This window comes from Dryocola sharpae, from assembly GCF_051307055.1.
Classification (GTDB): domain Bacteria; phylum Pseudomonadota; class Gammaproteobacteria; order Enterobacterales; family Enterobacteriaceae; genus Dryocola.
The window spans coordinates 205,537-222,758 of the sequence record NZ_CP149994.1 but is presented as its reverse complement, the minus strand read 5'-3'; the positions used below and the strand labels follow the sequence as shown (position 1 = coordinate 222,758).

The window sequence follows — 17,222 nt, the reverse complement described above, 5'->3', positions numbered from 1 at the left end:
TGAACAAATTTCATTCCGACGTGATTCAAACTGCTTAATGTTTGTCACATAATGCAATCGGCTGCGCATGGGCTGAAAAAAGATAAAGCGTCTGGCGCAAATAAATTGGTTACAATCGGGGTTTTCCCGCTTTTTGGTTAGCTCGTTTATGAAACTCACCGTCATTCGTCTGTTTGAGTGTAGCGTTCAGGATAAGATCGATCTCGCTAAGATCTGGCCGGAATACTCCAGCGCTTCGCTCACGCTCAGCGATAATCATCGGATTTACGCCGCAAAATTTAACGATCGCCTTCTGGGCGCGGTGCGCGTTACGCTCACCGGGACGCAGGGCGCGCTGGACTCGTTGCGGGTACGCGAAATCACGCGTCGGCGCGGCGTAGGGCAATATCTGTTAGAGGAAGTGCTGCGCGATAACCCGGCGGTTACCGACTGGTGGATGGCCGACGTTGGCGTGGAAGACCGCGGCGTAATGGCTGCTTTTATGCAGGCTGCGGGGTTCCGGGCACAGACCGGCGGCTGGGAGAAGTAGGATAAAAGTCGGATGGCGCTACGCTTATCCGACCTACGATCGCGTGAAAGATGGCAAGTAGGGTAAGCCTCAGCGCTACCCGATTTATGATCTCATGAACAATGATAGGTCGGGTAAACGTCCGCGCCATCCGACTTATGATCGCGTGAACAATGGTAGTTAGGGTAAACGTCCGCACCACCCGCCTTACGATCGTGTGAACAATGGTAGGTCGGGTAAGCGTAAGCGCCACCCGACTTACAATTGCATGAATAATGGTAGGTCGGGTAAGCCTCAGCGCCACCCGACTTACGATCGCGTGAACACTGGTAGGTCGGGTAAGCGTCAGCGCCACCCGACTTATAATCGCATGAATAATGGTAGGTCGGGTAAGCGTCAGCGCCACCCGACTTATAATCGCATGAATAATAGTAGGTCGGGTAAGCCTCAGCGCCACCCGACAACTTTTATTTAGCGTCGGTCGCAGTACCGTCCGCATGCCAGGTGAACACGCCGAACTCAAAGCCTTTCAGATCGCCCTTCTCATCCCAGGAGAGCGGCCCCATCACCGTATCTACCGTGCTCGCTTTCAGATAAGTGGCGATTTCAGCCGGATCTTCTGATTTGTTCAGACCTGCCGCCAGCGACTGCAGCGCAGCATAGGTGGTCCACACGAATGCGCCGCTAGGATCCTGTTTCTTCGCTTTGATCGCATCCACAACCGGTTTGTTAGCAGGAACCTGATCGTAGTTCTTCGGCTTGGTGACTAACATGCCTTCGGCAGAGGCGCCGGCAATGTTAGACAGCGAAACGTTCGCCACGCCTTCCGGCCCCATAAACTGAGTTTTCAGCCCTGCGGCACGAGACTGGCGCAGGATCTGGCCCATTTCCGGGTGGTAACCGCCATAGTAGACGAAATCGATATTCTCTTTCTTCAGGCGCGCCACCAGCGTGGAGAAATCTTTCTCGCCTGCGGTGATGCCGTCAAAGAACACCACGTTCGCGCCGCCTTTCTTCAGATTATCCTGCACCGAGCGCGCCAGGCCTTCGCCGTATTGCTGCTTGTCGTGAATAATCGCAATATTTTTTGGTTTTACATGTTCAAGAATGTATTTCGCGGCAGTTGGGCCCTGATCGGAATCCAGACCCGTGGTACGCAGAGTCAGCTTGTAGCCACGCGCGGTCAGTTCCGGTGCGGTTGCCGCAGGCGTGATCATCAGAACGCCTTCGTCTTCGTAGATATCAGACGCAGGCTGCGTGGAAGAGGAGCATAAGTGGCCGATAACGTATTTAATGCCGTCGTTAATCACTTTGTTGGCGACCGCAACCGCTTGTTTCGGGTCGCAGGCATCGTCATATTTGGTGATGACCAGCTTGTCGCCTTTGATACCGCCTTTGGCGTTAATATCGGCAACCGCCTGCTCTGCACCGGTAAATTCCTGATCGCCATACTGCGCAACCGGCCCAGACATGGCGCCGACTACCGCAACTTTAATGTCCTTTGCAAATGCCGCATTGCTCATCGCCAGTGCGATACAGCCAGCCAGTAAAGCTTTGCCCTTCATTTTCATCCTGAGAATCCCCATTCTTGTTGTGACTGCTATTTGTGGTGTTGTTTTGGCGCTGTTTTATTTTTGATGTGGAGATAACCGCGCAGGCCTCCGCCGCACTCCGTGCTAAAAACATACCCGATTTTGCGTTTTTTGGAATAACAATTTTGTCACGTTTCGAAGTGGGAGGGAGCAGGCATAAAAAAACCGCCCGGAAAGGCGGTTTTTTATCTGGCTGGAAAAGCTTTACGCTTCGATAGCCATACGCAGTTTTTTCATCGCGTTCTTTTCCAGCTGACGAACACGTTCTGCGGAGACGCCGTAGCGGTCTGCCAGCTCCTGCAATGTGCTTTTGTTGTCTTCATCAAGCCAGCGCGCGCGGATGATAGCCTGGCTGCGCTCGTCAAGGCCCAGCATAGCGTCGCTGAGTTTATCCGCAGCGTGGGATTCCCAGTTATCGTCTTCGATGCCGTCGGCAAAGTTAGACGATTTATCCTGCAGGAACAGCACCGGCGCCATTGGCGCGCTGTCGGAGTCGTCATCATTACCCATGTCAAAGGTCATGTCCTGCGCCGCCATGCGGGATTCCATCTCGCGCACGTCTTTGCTGGAAACGCCAAGCTCATTGGCGACCATTTCCACTTCGTCCTGATTAAACCACCCCAGACGTTGTTTAGCTTTACGCAGGTTAAAGAACAGCTTACGCTGCGCTTTAGTGGTTGCCACCTTCACAATACGCCAGTTACGCAGCACGTATTCGTGAATTTCAGCCTTGATCCAGTGCACGGCAAAGGAGACCAGGCGAACCCCCACTTCCGGGTTGAAGCGGCGTACCGCTTTCATCAGGCCGATATTACCTTCCTGAATCAGGTCAGCCTGCGGCAGGCCATAGCCCGAATAATTACGAGCGATGTGAACAACAAAGCGCAGGTGAGACAGGATCAGCCTTTTCGCTGCTTCCAGATCGCCCTGGTAATGCAGCTTTTCAGCCAGCTCCTTCTCTTCCTCAGCCGTTAACATCGGCCAGGCGTTAGCGGCCCGGATATAAGATTCCAGGTTACCAACAGGGGCTAAAGCTAAATTTTGCATTTCTTTGGTCATTCAAACCCTCTCTTAGAGACTAACGTACAGGTTGCCGCAACGCTTTTTTATGCGGCAAAGGCACTGACTTCACGTCAACGCGCCAGACCGTACCATTCACACTACTCTCAGACAGTGATCTTATCCACAAGTTCAATGTATGGCTGTGTATAAATTACACACAAAATGTGACAGCACTGGTAACACGGCAGGAGAAGCGTCGCGCTGAAAAGGGAACGCTATCCCCGGCTAACGGAAGTTCCATGAGCCGGAGACAAAGTATATCAAAAAAATTTTATTCTGGGGTAAAGCGACGTAAATGTTGCACGGTGGCAAGCCAGGCCGCCGTCCAGCCAATCATCGCCGACACCAGCAGCAGCAGCAAACACTCTTCAAAACCGAGGCCCGAAAGGTCAAATTTTGTGCCGAATACCTGCGCCACTTCCGTTACCGCAGAAGATAGCCGCAGCACCAGAATTTCCGAAAGAATAAGCGATAAAAACGCCCCGGTGAATCCCAGCAGCGCGCCGCCGTACAGGAATGGACGCAGGATAAAGCCATCCGTTGCGCCAATCAGTTTCTGCACGTTAATGGTATCCCGGCGGGCGAAAATGCTCAGCCTCACGCTGTTGCCGATCACCAGGAAAACGGCGGCAATCATCAAAATGCCGATCATAGCGGATACGCGCCCGACGAGGCCCGTCAAGGCCGCAAGCCGCGCAAACCAGCTATCGTCCATGCGTACTTCGTCCACGCCGTTAATACGCGCCACGCGATCGCGCAACGTGTTCAGGTGATCCGTGCTCTGGAAATCGAGTTTTGGGTTCACCACCGCCACCGCCGGCAGCGGGTTTTCTTCGAGCATATCCAGCGCGCCGCCAAAGCCTGACCAGTTACGGAACTCGCCAAGGGCCTCATCGCGCGACAGATAATTGACTTTATCCACTCCCTCTTCGGCCTGAATAGCGCCAACCACCTGCTGCGCGGCGTTATCGTCCAGCGCTTTATCAAGATAGACGGTGATTTGCGGCGAAGGATAATACTGCGTCGCGGCCTGATTGACGTTTTTGTAAACCATATAGCACACGCTCGGCAGCGTAAGCGAAATGGCGATAACCATTATGGTAAGAAAAGTGGCAAGAGGCTTGCTCTTCAGATCCTGGACCGCGCCTTCCCAGGCGTAGCGGAACTGTTCGTTCACGCCGCCCTTGAGCGAGCGGGCTTTCGATTGAGGCCCTTTAGCGCTTTTTTTCGCCGGGCGACCTGCGTCCGCAGGCCGGTTCAGCTTGTTGATTTTATCCAGCTTATTGCTGAAGCGCTTGATGTGATTGAGCGCGTTGCGTTTATTCACCTGCCAGGCCTCCATGCAAATGGCCATCGCTTAATGTCAACATACGATAGTTACGACGGGAGATAAGACCAAGGTCGTGCGTCGCCATCAGAACCGTTACCCCAACGCGGTTAAACTCTTCGAACAGGCGCAGGATGCCTTCCGAGAGCGCCTCGTCCAGGTTGCCTGTCGGTTCATCCGCCAGCAATACGGCAGGTTTATTGACCACCGCACGGGCGATGCCCACGCGCTGCTGTTCACCGCCGGAGAGCTGAATAGGGAAATTCTTCGCTTTGTCCAGCAGCCCGACCTTATCCAGCGCGGCGCTGACGCGGCGGCGAATATCTTCTCCGCTCGCCCCGGCGATAATCAGCGGGATCGCCACGTTATCGTAGACCGTTCTGTCCATTAACAGGTGGTGATCCTGGAAGATCATGCCAATCTGGCGACGCAGGAACGGCACCTCCCGGCTCTTCAGACGGCTGATATCGTGGCCGCTGAAGAAAATCTTTCCGGCGCTGGGCCGTTCAATACCGCAGATAAGCTTGAGCAGGGTACTTTTCCCCGCGCCAGAGTGGCCGGTCAGAAAAGCCATCTCACCGGGCTGCATATGGAAGGTAACGCCCTGCAGCGCTTGCCTTCCACCGAGATAGGCTTTACTGACGTGTTCAAAGCGAATCATTGTTAATCCTCTCGGGCAAAAAGTGCCTCTATAAAATCGTCCGCTTTAAACGGACGCAAGTCCTCAATTCGTTCGCCGACGCCAATGTAGCGAATCGGAATGCCAAATTGATCGGCCACGGAGAAAATCACGCCGCCTTTGGCTGTGCCATCCAGTTTAGTCAGGGTGATGCCCGTAAGCCCTACGGCCTCATGGAACAGCTTCGCCTGGCTTACCGCATTTTGTCCGGTACTGGCATCGATAGTGAGCATAACCTCATGCGGGGCCTCTTCGTCCAGCTTTTTCATCACGCGGACGATTTTCTTCAGCTCTTCCATCAGGTGCGCTTTGTTCTGCAGGCGCCCTGCGGTATCGGCCAGCAGCACATCAACGCCGCGCGCCTTAGCTGCCTGAATCGCATCGAAAATAACGGAAGCGGAATCCGCTCCGGTATGCTGAGCGACAACAGGAATATTGTTGCGCTGCCCCCACACCTGCAGCTGCTCGACCGCTGCCGCGCGGAAGGTATCGCCCGCCGCCAGCATCACCGATTTGCCTTCCTGCTGGAACTGACGCGCCAGCTTGCCGATGGTGGTGGTTTTACCCACGCCGTTTACGCCAACCATCAGGATGACAAACGGCGTCTTGCCTTCAACGTTGAGCGGTTCATCGACTTTCGCCAGGATTTCGCCCATTTCGTCTTTCAGCAGACCATAAAGCGCTTCGGCATCGCGCAGATCCTTACGGCTCGCGCCTTCAGTCAGGTTGCCGATGATTTTACGGGTGGTTTCAACGCCAACGTCGGCAATCAGCAGCTGCTCTTCGAGCTCTTCAAACAGATCGTCGTCGATTTTCTTACCGCGGAACAGACTGATAAATCCGGAACCGAGATTCTGTTTAGTTTTCAGCAGGCTGCGTTTGAGACGCGCAAAGAAACCCTCTTTGGTTGGCTTCTCCTGCTCCTGCTGCTCCTGAATATCTTCTTCCGCTTCCGCCGTATCCGCTTCTACCGGCGCTTCTTCGACGGGGGCATATTCAACGTGAGCGGCAACGAGCTCTTCGATTTCAGCGACGGTTTCTTCGCCAGCGCTATCTTGTTCCGCCTGCCATTCATCCGCTTCCAGCTCGGTTTCTGCTACCTCTTCCGGTAGCGGCAGCTCTTCATGCTCGACCGTGGCCTGCGGCTGGGCGGCTGGCTCTGGTTCAGGCAGAACTTCCGGCTCAACGGCTGCTGGTTCGATAACAGGTTCTGGCTCGGCAACCGCTTCAGGTTCAGCCAGCTTTTCGCTGACTTCTACAACGTCCTGCGCGAAGCTTTCAGTTTCCTGCGGAGAGTGAACAGCCGGCTCATCACTCGCTTCTGGCTGCGCGCTTTCTTCAGCCGCCTGCGGCTGTGCTGGTTCAACGATTTGTTCAGCGTTGCGCTCAACAGGCTCTTCGGCAACCGGTTCTTCTGCTACAACTTTTTGTTCTGTTTCCTGTTCCGGTTCCTGCTCTTTCTGACCAAAGCCCAACCAGGAAAAAAAGCCGCGTTTTTTCTCTTTCGCCATTTGCGAATGTACTCCTCGCTGTTGATTCATGGCACAGGCCCGGGAGCGCTTGCGCCGGGCGCTGAAAATGATCGTCGATTGAATATGTTAGTCTATCACTTTCCCAAAGCTTGCGGCACTCCGACGGAATAAGGTTTCCCCTCACCTCTCGCGCCGCTAGAATAGTCGGCAAAAATCACATCGCAGTGAGTCTTATGAAGAAATCCCAATCCAAAGGTACAGGCCAGATCCGCATTATTGGAGGCCTTTGGCGTGGCCGTAAGCTTCCCGTTCCCGACAGCCCCGGCCTGCGTCCAACCACCGACCGGATACGCGAAACCTTATTCAACTGGCTGGCTCCGTCGATGGTGGACGCCAGCGTGCTGGACTGTTTCGCAGGTAGCGGCGCGCTGGGGCTCGAAGCGCTATCCCGTTATGCCGCAGGTGCTACGCTTCTGGAAATGGATCGCAACGTCTCACAGCAATTGCAGAAGAATCTCATCACGCTTAACGCTGCGAACGGCGTCGTCATCAACGCCAATACGCTGAATTATCTGGCGCAACCCGGCAAGCCGCATACCGTTGTGTTTATCGATCCGCCGTTCCGTAAGGGACTGCTGGAAGAGACGATAGCCCTGCTTGAGCTTAACGGCTGGCTGGCGGCTGACGCGCTGATCTATGTCGAAAGCGAAGTGGAGAACAGCATGCCGCCAGTGCCCGCAAGCTGGACACTACACCGTGAAAAAGTGGCCGGCCAGGTTGCCTGCCGCCTCTATCGCCGCGAAGCATAAGGAGATACATCATGTTGATTAATCTGGGCAGGCTGCTGATGCTGTGCGTATGGGCCTTTTTGCTGCTGAATATTTTCCATCCCTTCCCGCGCCCGCTAAATATCTTTGTCAACGTAGCGCTGATTTTTATGGCTATTATGCACGCGATGCAGCTGGCGCTGCTGAAATCAACCCAGCCGAAAGATGGCCCGCCGCTGAGCCGCGGTCAGCAGCTTAAAATCTTCGTTTTTGGGGTCTTTGAGCTGCTGGCCTGGCAGAAGAACCTGCGCAAGGGTCAGTGAGGGGCTTGCGGGACGAAGGCGATAAAACGCGTCCCTTTGTACTGCAACGTGCCTTTATCCCCAACGCTAAGCTCATGATAAACCTCCGCCGACACGCGCATTTTCATCTCCATTCCGCCTGCCTGTGGGCGGAACCGAACCTCATAACGCATCGAGCTGCCGGCGGGCACAACCTCGCGCTGTCGTGAACGCCGGTCATTGGCCGGCGTTTCGCGCTTGACGGCGACGATGACGCTTTTTTGGCTCAGCGGCGCGGCGTCGTTTTCGGCCGTCTGGCGGCGCTGCTGCATAAAGCGAAATGACGCGGCCACCACGATTAACACGATGATGGCAATAAAGAAAACGGGTGGTTTGCTCATAGATTTATCCCGGTTTGTCAGGCGCTTTTAAGAATACCTCTCACCTCCGGGCATTGTCATCCACCGACTTTGACCACTAGACTTAAATAAGAAGCACAGCCTGCTGTGTGCGATACGCCGACTATTAAAAAAGGGACACGCCATGCTCTGGTCTTTCATTGCCGTATTCTTTTCCGGGTGGCTCTACGTTGACGCTTCCTATCGGGGCCCAGCCTGGCAACGCTGGGTGTTTAAGCCGGTCACGCTGCTGCTGCTGCTTTTGCTGGCCTGGCAGGCGCCGATGTTTGAGGCTACGGGTTACCTCATCCTCGCCGGTTTGCTGGCAACGCTTGCGGGCGATGCGCTGACCCTGCTGCCGACGCAGCGTCTGCTGTACGCCATCGGCGCCTTCTTTCTGTCGCATTTGCTCTATACCCTTTATTTCGCCAGCCGGATGACGTTCTCCTTTTTCTGGCCGCTGCCCCTCGCGCTGCTGATTGTGGGTGCGTTGCTGGTGGCCATCATCTGGACGCGGCTGGAAACCTTCCGCTGGCCGATCATGACCTTTATCGGCATGACGCTGGTCATGGTATGGCTGGCAGGCGAGCTCTATTTCTTCCGCCCGACAAGCAGCAGCCTCTCGGGTTTTGTCGGCGCCACGCTTCTCCTGCTGGGCAATATTGTCTGGTTGATTAGCCACTACCGCCGCCGTTTTACCGCCGATAGCGCCATCGCCGCCGCCTGCTATTTTGCCGGACATTTTATGATTGTCCGGTCGCTCTATATCTGAGCCGCATATTCCCTCTTGACTCTGGAGTAAGCTCCAGAGTGTAACATCGGTAATGAGAATATTATCATTACCCAGGAGGGCGTATGAACAACGCTAAAAGCACCCCGCAGTTTGCAAAGGTAAAGTTAAGTCCGTTGCCAGCCGAAGCGCCCTCCTGCTGCGGTGACGAGCAGTGCTCTGCTGTCCCGCAGCCCGAAGTTATTCCGGAGAAAGGCGATCGCTATAGCTGGCAGGTCGCGGGCATGGACTGCGCCGCCTGCGCACGTAAAGTCGAAAACGCGGTAAAACAAATCCCGGACGTACAACACGTGCAGGTTCTGTTTGCGACGCAAAAACTTCTGGTAACCGCGCCACACGACGTCCGTCAGGAAGTTGAAAAAGCGGTAAAAGCCGCCGGATATACGCTGCGCGACGGCGCCGTACCGGCAGTCGCCGCCGGTCCTGGCTGGCGTGAAAACTTACCGCTTCTCACTCTCGCTGTCATGATGGCGGTAAGCTGGGGACTGGAACAGTTCAGCCATCCGTCCGGCAACATAGCGTTTATCGCCACCACGCTGGTTGGCCTGTGGCCCGTTGCGCGCCAGGCCGTGCGCCTGATCCGCAGCGGTAACTGGTTTGCTATCGAGACGTTGATGAGCGTCGCCGCGGCCGGCGCGCTTTTTATCGGCGCCACCGCCGAAGCAGCTATGGTGCTGGCGTTGTTTCTGATTGGCGAACGCCTTGAATCCTTTGCGGCAAGCCGTGCCAGACGCGGAGTAAGCGCCCTGATGGCGCTCAGGCCGGAGATCGCCACGCGCATTCGCCACGGCGAAAGAGAAAGTATCGCGCTGAGCGAACTTCGTCCGGGCGATGTCATTGAAGTCTCCGCCGGTGGCCGGTTACCGGCGGATGGTCGCCTGCTCAACGAAACCGCCAGCTTCGACGAAAGCGCGTTAACCGGCGAATCGGTGCCGGTGGAACGCAGCCAAAACGAGAAAGTCCCGGCGGGCAGCACCAGCGTCGACAGGCTTGTTCAGCTTGAGGTCATCTCTGAGCCGGGCGACAGCGCCATCGATCGCATTTTGCGTTTAATTGAAGAAGCTGAAGAAAGCCGGGCGCCGATAGAACGCTTTATCGACCGTTTCAGCCGCGTCTACACGCCGGCTATTATGGCGATAGCGCTACTTGCCGCCGTCATCCCGCCGCTGTTGTTCGGGCAAAGCTGGAGTGAGTGGATATACAAAGGGCTGGCGCTGCTGCTGATCGGCTGCCCTTGCGCGTTAGTTATTTCGACGCCGGCTGCGATAACTTCCGGCCTGGCTGCCGCCGCTCGCCGTGGCGCATTAATAAAAGGCGGCGCGGCGCTGGAACGTCTCGGGCAGATCCAACAGATAGCGTTCGATAAAACCGGCACGCTGACCGCAGGAAAGCCGCAGGTTACCGCAATTGACGCGGCTGATTCGCTGAGCGAAAACGACCTGCTGGCGCTGGCCGCCGCCGCTGAGCAGGGCTCTTCGCACCCGCTTGCGCAGGCCATTGTTCGCGAAGCGCAACAGCGGGAACTTACCCTGCCGGCAACGGTATCGCACCGCGTGCTGGCGGGCGTTGGCGTGGAAGCAATAATCGATGGTGAAACGCTGCTGCTTAGCTCGCCGGGAAAACTCTCCGCCGCCGTGCTAAATGCCACCTGGCAAGGACGCATCACGCAACTGGAAGCGGAAGGCCAGACGGTGATTGCCGTGGTGCGCCAGAACGGGCTGCTGGGCATTATCGCTATGCGCGACACGCTGCGCAGCGATGCCAGAGAGGCGATTGCGGCCCTGAAAAATATCGGTGTACAAGGTGTAATGCTGACGGGCGATAATCCGCGCGCAGCCGCAGCTATCGCCGGTGAACTGGGTATGGATTACCGTGCCAGCCTGCTGCCCGCTGATAAAGTTAAAGCGGTCAATGAGATGAACGCCCGGCGGCCGCTGGCGATGGTCGGTGACGGCATCAACGATGCCCCGGCCATGAAGGCCGCTACTATCGGCATTGCCATGGGCAGCGGCACCGACGTGGCGCTGGAAACCGCCGATGCGGCGCTGACCCACAACCGCCTGACAGAACTTGCGGGCATGATTAATCTTGCGCGGGCAACGCACAGCAATATCCGGCAGAACATCACGATAGCGCTGGGCCTGAAAGGGATATTTCTCATCACAACGCTGCTGGGGATTACCGGCCTGTGGCTGGCGGTACTTGCGGATTCCGGCGCAACTGCGCTGGTGACGGCGAATGCGTTGCGACTGTTGCGTAAGAAGTAGTCATTTGAAAAGTCAGGCGGGTAAGGTTGCTTACCCGCCCTGCCAATCACTTCAGTTCATCCCCAGAGCGTGCGGCAGCCACAGCGAAACCCACGGAATATAGGTCACCATTGCCAGCACCACCAGCAGCATAAAGTAGAACGGCAGCATAGCCCGCACTACCACTTCTATCTTCTGCTTGCTGACCGCGCTGGCGACAAACAGCACCGAACCAACCGGCGGCGTAATCAGGCCGATGCCCAGGTTTACCATCATGATCATCCCGAAATGCACCGGATCGATGCCCAGCGAGTTGGTCACCGGCAGCAGCACCGGAGTCAGGATCAAAATAATTGGCGCCATGTCCATCAGCGTGCCGATCAGCAGCAGCATCACGTTCAGGTACATCAGGATCACGTACTTGTTATCCGACAGCGACGTAAAGAATTCGGTGATGCGCGCAGGAAGCTGCATATAGGTCATCACGGCGCCAAAAGCCGCAGCAAAACCAATCAAAATCATAACGATAGAGACGGTTTTCACCGTGCGGAACATCAGCTTCGGCAGCTCGTTCCATTTGTAATCGCGATAGATAAACATGGTGACGAAAAAGGCCCACACGCAGGCCACCGCCGCGGATTCCGTGGCGGTAAACACGCCGGTCAGAATACCGCCGAGGATGATGACGACCGTCATCAGGCCCCATAAAGCATCAAAGAATATTTTCAGCGCCTGCTTAAAGGGAATACGTTCCCCTTTCGGATAGCCGCGTTTATGGGCGAAGCCCAGGCACATCACCATCAGGCTGGCGCCCATTAATATTCCCGGCAGCACGCCGGCGATAAACAGCGTGGCGATAGAAACCGAGCCGCCGGCCGCCAGCGAGTAAATCACCGAGTTATGGCTTGGCGGGATCAAAATCGCCTGCACCGATCCGCTCGCGGTGACCGCCGCCGCGTATTCGCGTGGATAGCCTTTCCTCTCCATTTCCGGGATCATCACGCTGCCGATGGACGCGGTATCCGCCACCGACGAGCCCGAAATCGCGCCAAAGAAGGTAGAAGCCACGATGTTCACCAGCGACAGGCCGCCGCGAATAAAGCCGACAAATATGTAGGCGAAATTCACCAGGCGCCGCGCAATGCCGCCTTCCGCCATGATCGCCCCCGCCAGAATAAAGAACGGGATCGCAAGCAGGGTGAATTTATTCACCCCGCTGGTGATTTGGATCATGATCGCCTCAAGCGGCAAATCAATCCACAGCGCCCCGACCATAGCGCTGAGCCCAACGGCAAACGCCACCGGCATGCCCACGGCCAGCAGCACGGCGAGCGTGGCTAATAACACAAATGCATCCATGTTGGGATCCCCCGGCCGTTAACCGTGATTACCAAGCAGCACTACCGGACGGTTCTCCTGAGAACCAAACAGCAATCGCTCGATAACAAACAAAATCAGCAACACCGCGCCAACCGGCAACGGCAGGTAGGTTTGCCCCGACGTCAGGACGGGAAACTCCGCCACAGGCTGCAGCCATAAGTCCGCACACAGGAAGTAGCTGTAATAAAACATCACGCCTGAAATCAACAGCATCAGCAGATCGACAATGCGCACGCAGAACGTTTGCAGCGCCTGCGGCAGCCGGTCCGTCAGCATATTTACCGCGATGTGGGAACCGGCGCGATAGCTCACCGCCGCGCCGATAAAGGTAAACGTGACCATGCAGATTATCGCCACCGGCTCCGGCCAGGATTCCCCGCGGTTGAGCACATAGCGCGAGAAAATCCCAATCGGAATAATGACGGTCATGATAAGCAAAGAGAAACCGGCGACGATCATCGCCGCCAGGTAAACTTTATCCATCCAGTTCGAGAAGCTTTGGGACATACGCCCTCCACGAAAGTATCAGCCGTTAGGATCAATGAACGTCAGCGATTGCTTTCATCAGATCCTGATGCTTCTCACCATACTCTTTGCGCACCGGCTCGGTCGCTTTCACAAACCAGGACTTGTCGATTTCGTGGAACTGCACGCCGCCTGCCTTCATTTTTTCCAGCGCCTGTTTGTTATAGACATTCCACAGCTCGCGCTGCTCCATCTGCGCTTCGCGGGCCAGCTTGAGGATTTTTTGCTGGTTGTCGGCGCTCAGCTTGTCCCACTTCACTTTGGAGTAGAGCAGCATTTCCGGAGTGATGAAGTGGCCGCTCAGGGTATAGTTTTTGGCGACCGGCATATAGTTATGGGCGATAAACGTTGGCGGGTTGTTCTCCGCGCCGTCGATAACCCCGGTTTGCATCCCGCTGTACACTTCGCTCACGCCCATCGCCACGGAGTTAGCTCCCATGTCTTTAAGCGTGGCAAGCGCGACCGGGCTGCCCTGCACGCGGATTTTCATACCGCGTAAGTCCTCCGGCTTCACTACCGGGTTTTTGGTAATCAGATTACGCGTGCCGGAATCCATCCAGCCGAGAAACACCAGGCGGGATTTCGGGTTAGAAGTGAGCTTGTCGCCGATCTTTTTCCCCAGATCGCCGTCGATCACTTTATGCATATGATCTTCATCGCGGAACACATACGGCAGGGTAAAGACTTCAACATCCGGCAGAATGGCGGCAACCGGCGCCATGGAGACACGAATCATATCTATCGCCCCCAGCTGCGCCTGCTCAATCATCTGTTTTTCATCGCCAAGCACGCCGCTTGGGAAGACTTTAATCTCCAGTTCCCCGTTGGTTTGCTGCTTCAGCTTTTCACCCATATGTTGCACAGCGACAACGTTGGGATAGCCTTCGGGGTGAACATCGGCGGCTTTAATGACCTGCGCATAGCTTGCCTGCGCAAACAGCAGTGACGCGGTAGACAGGCACAGGCCAGCGAAAGCAGGCATAAAGGTCTTCTTCATCGTGTCGCTCCAGAAATAGAAATGTCGGGTAGGTAAGAAGTAAAACAATGTTTTATTTTGTCGATTAGAAATTAGCCTGGATGAAGAAAAGCGGTGGTGAAGCAGTTCACAAAAGCAACAAAAAATGAAATTGAGGTTCAGAAGGGATGCAAAGCGGGTTCAGAAGCCCCGTGCGGAAAGCACAGGGCGTAAGCGGGCTACTGGCCTTTACGCAGCAGGTAGCGGTAAGGCAGTGATTCTACATGCTGAGCAATCAGCTCGTGCTCCATAAAGCGGCAAAAACCGGGAATATCACGCGTGGTGGCCGGATCGTCGGCGACGATCAACAGCGTCTCGCCCGGCTGCATATTACGTACGGTTTTGCGCACCATCATTACCGGCTCGGGACAGCGCAGGCCAGAGGCATCAAGGGTGTGGTCCGGGTTGGCGAATAAATCGGTCATGGCAGTCTCGAATGTAAAAAACCGCGCTAGTTTACGCCCGGTAAAATATCGTGCAAGCGACGTGAACGATTGCGTTAAAATTAACCATTGCAAAGCGGGACTAAAGCAGTATTATCCCCCGGCTTTTAAAAAGCGCTTACTGGGTTCCCTCACCCCATTCATTAAAAAGGCTAAAATATGACGCAGTTCCAAACTCAACGGCGCATGAGAGCGCTGTTCTGGCTATCGCTATTCCATTTGCTGGTGATCACCTCCAGCAACTATCTGGTACAGCTTCCGGTTTCGGTCTTCGGATTCCATACGACCTGGGGCGCCTTCAGCTTCCCGTTTATCTTCCTGGCAACCGATCTGACGGTGCGGATTTTCGGCGCCCCGCTCGCGCGTCGCATTATCTTTGTGGTAATGATCCCGGCGCTGGTGATTTCTTACGCTATTTCCGCCCTGTTTTATATGGGCAGCTGGCAAGGATTTGAGGCGCTGACGCACTTCAACCTGTTTGTCGCCCGCATAGCCACGGCAAGCTTTATGGCTTACGCGCTGGGGCAGATCCTTGATGTCCACGTCTTTAACCGCCTTCGTCAGAGCAAACGCTGGTGGCTTGCGCCGTCGGCCTCCATGCTTTTCGGCAACGTCAGCGATACGCTCTCCTTCTTCTTTATCGCTTTCTGGCGCAGCCCGGATGCGTTTATGGCGCAGCACTGGGTGGAGATCGCCATCGTTGATTACTGCTTTAAAATTTTGATAAGCCTGATTTTCTTCCTGCCAATGTATGGCGTGCTGCTCAACATGCTGATAAAACGCCTGGCGGACAAATCTGAAATATCGGGGTTGCAGCCCGGTTGACCGCGCCTGAATTATCTTGTGCTAAGATGCTGGGATTGGCCTTAGCGGCTTATTAACGTAAAGGATGAAGTCATGCGTAACCTGGTTAAATATGTCGGTATCGGCCTGCTGGTGTTTGGTCTTGCCGCCTGCGACAACAACGACACCAAAACCCCGGCCGAAGGGGCTGCAGCCGAAGGCAACGCCAATGCCCAGCCGGTTAGCCTGCTTGATGGTAAAGTAAGCTTCGCCCTGCCGCCGGATATGACGGATCAAAGCGGTAAAGTGGGCACGCAGACGAATAATATGCACGTCTACTCCGACGCCACCGGCCAGAAAGCGGTTATCGTGATTGTCGGCGACAACACCACCGATGATTTAGAAGCGCTGGCAAAACGCCTGGAAGACCAGCAGCGCGCGCGCGACCCGCAGCTCCAGGTCGTGACCAACAAATCTGTTGAGATTAAAGGCCACAACCTGCAACAGCTCGACACCATTATCTCGGCAAAAGGTCAAACCGCGTACTCGTCGGTTATCCTGAGCAAAGTGGATGATAAGCTGCTGACCATGCAGATAACGCTGCCTGCGGACAATCAGCAGCAGGCGCAAACCGCCGCTGAGAACATCATCAACACCATAATCATCAAGTAATTATTCTGGTGGCGTCACGGCCTGCGGTTGCACAACCGGAGGCCTTTTTTTTAACCGCAAGGCCAGTAGCAGCGCGATAAAGACCAGTCCCGCCGCCGCCAGATAAATTACCGGCACGCCCGCATAAGCCATTACCAGGCCAGCAAGCGGTCCGGTGATGCCGAGGGATAAATCCATAAACACGGTATAGGTCGCTAACGCGCTGCCCTGATTCTGCTGTGGCACAGCTTTCACCGCCACAACGCCCAGCGCCGGAAACACCAGCGAGAAGCCGGCGCCCGTCAGAAACGTACCGGCTTTCGCCATCCAGGGTTCATCCGCAAAGCCCACCAGCAGCAGCCCGATAATTTCCACCACGAAGCAGATCGCCGCCACGTTCAGCCCGCCCAGGCGGTTAATACCGTTCGGAAAAAGTAAGCGGGCACCGACAAACGCGCAGCTAAAGAGCGTGAGCGCAAACGCCGCGCCGTCCCAGCCTTTGGCATCGTAGAACAGCGTGATAAAGGTGGCGATTACGCCGAAACCCGCGGAAGCCAGCGCAAGCGCCATACCGTAGAGCCAGACGCGGCCAAGCACCGCCCGAAAAGGCAACGGCTTGCCTTTACCAGCTTTTACCGCCGGGCGCGGCAGCGCAAGGAGAATAGCGAGCAGCGCCACGGCCATAATAATTTCCGCCAGAAGCTTCAGCCCACCCATGTGCCAGAACAGCACGCCGAGCGGCGCGCCAATCGCCATCGCGCCGTAGGTGACGATCCCGTTCCAGGAAATGACGCGTCCAATATGCAAGGAGCCGACCACGCCGACGCCCCAAAGCGTGGAGCCGGTGCCGGCAAAACTTTGGCCAATCCCCAGGATCACACGCCCAAAACAGAGCAAAATTAAGCTCGCCATCGGCCAGCCGCTGCCAAGCGCCGCCAGCAGGTAGCTGAAGCCGCTCAGAAAGCAGCCGCACAGGCCAAATACGACTATTTTTTTCGGCCCGAGTAAATCAGCGTAACGTCCGGCATGCGGACGGCTTAACAACGTGGCAAAATATTGCAGGCTGATGACCAGCCCCGCCCAAAAGGCGCTAAAGCCCATGACGTCGTGTACATATCCCGGCAGCACCGCCAGCGGCAGGCCTATAGTCATGTAGCTTGCGAAGTTAAACATCACCACGGAAACGATTTGCAGATTGAGGCGCAAACCGCCCGGCGCGGATTGAGGCGCGAGGTCAGGCATCAGCATTCACTCAGAAAACAGCGGATGCCCAGTATAAACAGGTCCCGGCCTGGATTTCAGC

General features: G+C 55.7%; 18 protein-coding genes. 7 read left to right on the top strand and 11 right to left on the bottom strand.

All coding sequences use genetic code 11. From position 1 onward, the window contains the following. Positions 1-148: 148 nt before the first annotated feature. Positions 149-529 (top strand): aspartate 1-decarboxylase autocleavage activator PanM, encoded by a 381-nt coding sequence (panM, locus tag WLO31_RS01010; RefSeq protein ID WP_435928658.1) that lies wholly within the window; start codon positions 149-151, stop codon positions 527-529. A gap of 446 nt (positions 530-975) precedes the next feature. Here the strand turns inward: panM and WLO31_RS01005 are convergent, their stop codons facing one another. The 5 genes from WLO31_RS01005 to ftsY form a co-directional block, all read right to left on the bottom strand. Further along, entirely contained in the window at positions 976-2,079 is a 1,104-nt protein-coding gene (locus tag WLO31_RS01005; protein WP_435928657.1) for a branched-chain amino acid ABC transporter substrate-binding protein, read from the bottom strand. Positions 2,080-2,304: 225 nt separating this feature from the next. Beyond that, entirely contained in the window at positions 2,305-3,159 is an 855-nt protein-coding gene (gene rpoH / locus WLO31_RS01000) for an RNA polymerase sigma factor RpoH (protein ID WP_435928656.1), read from the bottom strand. A gap of 274 nt (positions 3,160-3,433) precedes the next feature. After that, a complete protein-coding gene (gene ftsX / locus WLO31_RS00995) occupies positions 3,434-4,489 on the bottom strand; it encodes a permease-like cell division protein FtsX (RefSeq protein ID WP_435928655.1) in 1,056 nt (351 codons plus the stop codon). After that, a complete protein-coding gene (gene ftsE, locus WLO31_RS00990; RefSeq protein ID WP_435928654.1) occupies positions 4,482-5,150 on the bottom strand; it encodes a cell division ATP-binding protein FtsE in 669 nt (222 codons plus the stop codon). The genes ftsX and ftsE overlap by 8 nt, the downstream gene beginning before the upstream one ends. Positions 5,151-5,152: 2 nt before the next feature. Further along, positions 5,153-6,679 carry a signal recognition particle-docking protein FtsY gene (gene ftsY / locus WLO31_RS00985; protein ID WP_435928653.1) on the bottom strand — a complete coding sequence of 509 codons (1,527 nt, stop codon included), beginning with the start codon at positions 6,677-6,679 and terminating at the stop codon, positions 5,153-5,155. 194 nt (positions 6,680-6,873) lie between these two features. On the opposite strand from ftsY, the gene rsmD reads away from it, so the two are divergent. Beyond that, on the top strand, positions 6,874-7,449 hold the full coding sequence (rsmD, locus tag WLO31_RS00980) for a 16S rRNA (guanine(966)-N(2))-methyltransferase (protein WP_435928652.1): 576 nt from the start codon (positions 6,874-6,876) through the stop codon (positions 7,447-7,449). Positions 7,450-7,460: 11 nt separating this feature from the next. Beyond that, positions 7,461-7,730 (top strand): DUF1145 family protein, encoded by a 270-nt coding sequence (locus WLO31_RS00975; RefSeq protein ID WP_435928651.1) that lies wholly within the window; start codon positions 7,461-7,463, stop codon positions 7,728-7,730. Here the strand turns inward: WLO31_RS00975 and WLO31_RS00970 are convergent. Beyond that, positions 7,724-8,089 carry a DUF2500 domain-containing protein gene (locus WLO31_RS00970; RefSeq protein ID WP_435928650.1) on the bottom strand — a complete coding sequence of 122 codons (366 nt, stop codon included), beginning with the start codon at positions 8,087-8,089 and terminating at the stop codon, positions 7,724-7,726. The two genes, WLO31_RS00975 and WLO31_RS00970, sit on opposite strands and share 7 nt — an antisense overlap. A 142-nt stretch (positions 8,090-8,231) precedes the next feature. Here WLO31_RS00970 and WLO31_RS00965 point away from each other — a divergent pair, with 142 nt between their 5' ends. Together WLO31_RS00965 and zntA are read left to right on the top strand one after the other, a co-directional pair. Next, positions 8,232-8,858, top strand: coding sequence for a lysoplasmalogenase (locus WLO31_RS00965; RefSeq protein ID WP_435928649.1), 627 nt, complete (start codon positions 8,232-8,234; stop codon positions 8,856-8,858). 83 nt (positions 8,859-8,941) lie between these two features. Next, positions 8,942-11,143 (top strand): Zn(II)/Cd(II)/Pb(II) translocating P-type ATPase ZntA, encoded by a 2,202-nt coding sequence (gene zntA / locus WLO31_RS00960; protein ID WP_435928648.1) that lies wholly within the window; start codon positions 8,942-8,944, stop codon positions 11,141-11,143. Between the two features lie 51 nt (positions 11,144-11,194). Here zntA and WLO31_RS00955 read toward each other — a convergent pair whose 3' ends face one another. The 4 genes from WLO31_RS00955 to tusA all read right to left on the bottom strand — a co-directional run bounded on the left by WLO31_RS00955 (position 11,195) and on the right by tusA (position 14,467). Beyond that, positions 11,195-12,481 (bottom strand): TRAP transporter large permease, encoded by a 1,287-nt coding sequence (locus WLO31_RS00955; protein WP_435928647.1) that lies wholly within the window; start codon positions 12,479-12,481, stop codon positions 11,195-11,197. Between the two features lie 18 nt (positions 12,482-12,499). Further along, the gene (locus WLO31_RS00950; protein ID WP_435928646.1) at positions 12,500-13,009 is read right to left on the bottom strand and encodes a TRAP transporter small permease; all 510 of its coding nucleotides are present in this window, start codon (positions 13,007-13,009) and stop codon (positions 12,500-12,502) included. A gap of 31 nt (positions 13,010-13,040) precedes the next feature. Continuing rightward, complete coding sequence (locus WLO31_RS00945; protein ID WP_435928645.1) at positions 13,041-14,024, bottom strand: TRAP transporter substrate-binding protein; 984 nt, start codon at positions 14,022-14,024, stop codon at positions 13,041-13,043. A 197-nt stretch (positions 14,025-14,221) separates the two neighbouring features. Then, complete coding sequence (gene tusA, locus WLO31_RS00940) at positions 14,222-14,467, bottom strand: sulfurtransferase TusA (RefSeq protein ID WP_435928644.1); 246 nt, start codon at positions 14,465-14,467, stop codon at positions 14,222-14,224. Between the two features lie 177 nt (positions 14,468-14,644). On the opposite strand from tusA, the gene WLO31_RS00935 reads away from it, so the two are divergent. Further along, the gene (locus WLO31_RS00935; protein ID WP_435928643.1) at positions 14,645-15,310 is read left to right on the top strand and encodes a 7-cyano-7-deazaguanine/7-aminomethyl-7-deazaguanine transporter; all 666 of its coding nucleotides are present in this window, start codon (positions 14,645-14,647) and stop codon (positions 15,308-15,310) included. Between the two features lie 72 nt (positions 15,311-15,382). Further along, on the top strand, positions 15,383-15,940 hold the full coding sequence (locus WLO31_RS00930) for a DcrB family lipoprotein (RefSeq protein ID WP_435928642.1): 558 nt from the start codon (positions 15,383-15,385) through the stop codon (positions 15,938-15,940). On the opposite strand, the gene WLO31_RS00925 is transcribed toward WLO31_RS00930, so the two are convergent. Continuing rightward, positions 15,941-17,161 carry an MFS transporter gene (locus tag WLO31_RS00925; protein ID WP_435928640.1) on the bottom strand — a complete coding sequence of 407 codons (1,221 nt, stop codon included), beginning with the start codon at positions 17,159-17,161 and terminating at the stop codon, positions 15,941-15,943. Between the last annotated feature and the right edge of the window lie 61 nt (positions 17,162-17,222).

Coding starts and splice junctions, on each gene's coding strand:
- panM (WP_435928658.1), top strand. CDS start 149: ATGAAACTCACCGTCATTCGTCTGTTTGAGTGTAGCGTTCAGGATAAG.
- WLO31_RS01005 (WP_435928657.1), bottom strand. CDS start 2,079: ATGAAAATGAAGGGCAAAGCTTTACTGGCTGGCTGTATCGCACTGGCG.
- rpoH (WP_435928656.1), bottom strand. CDS start 3,159: ATGACCAAAGAAATGCAAAATTTAGCTTTAGCCCCTGTTGGTAACCTG.
- ftsE (WP_435928654.1), bottom strand. CDS start 5,150: ATGATTCGCTTTGAACACGTCAGTAAAGCCTATCTCGGTGGAAGGCAA.
- ftsY (WP_435928653.1), bottom strand. CDS start 6,679: ATGGCGAAAGAGAAAAAACGCGGCTTTTTTTCCTGGTTGGGCTTTGGT.
- rsmD (WP_435928652.1), top strand. CDS start 6,874: ATGAAGAAATCCCAATCCAAAGGTACAGGCCAGATCCGCATTATTGGA.
- WLO31_RS00975 (WP_435928651.1), top strand. CDS start 7,461: ATGTTGATTAATCTGGGCAGGCTGCTGATGCTGTGCGTATGGGCCTTT.
- WLO31_RS00970 (WP_435928650.1), bottom strand. CDS start 8,089: ATGAGCAAACCACCCGTTTTCTTTATTGCCATCATCGTGTTAATCGTG.
- WLO31_RS00965 (WP_435928649.1), top strand. CDS start 8,232: ATGCTCTGGTCTTTCATTGCCGTATTCTTTTCCGGGTGGCTCTACGTT.
- zntA (WP_435928648.1), top strand. CDS start 8,942: ATGAACAACGCTAAAAGCACCCCGCAGTTTGCAAAGGTAAAGTTAAGT.
- WLO31_RS00955 (WP_435928647.1), bottom strand. CDS start 12,481: ATGGATGCATTTGTGTTATTAGCCACGCTCGCCGTGCTGCTGGCCGTG.
- WLO31_RS00950 (WP_435928646.1), bottom strand. CDS start 13,009: ATGTCCCAAAGCTTCTCGAACTGGATGGATAAAGTTTACCTGGCGGCG.
- WLO31_RS00945 (WP_435928645.1), bottom strand. CDS start 14,024: ATGAAGAAGACCTTTATGCCTGCTTTCGCTGGCCTGTGCCTGTCTACC.
- tusA (WP_435928644.1), bottom strand. CDS start 14,467: ATGACCGATTTATTCGCCAACCCGGACCACACCCTTGATGCCTCTGGC.
- WLO31_RS00935 (WP_435928643.1), top strand. CDS start 14,645: ATGACGCAGTTCCAAACTCAACGGCGCATGAGAGCGCTGTTCTGGCTA.
- WLO31_RS00930 (WP_435928642.1), top strand. CDS start 15,383: ATGCGTAACCTGGTTAAATATGTCGGTATCGGCCTGCTGGTGTTTGGT.
- WLO31_RS00925 (WP_435928640.1), bottom strand. CDS start 17,161: ATGCCTGACCTCGCGCCTCAATCCGCGCCGGGCGGTTTGCGCCTCAAT.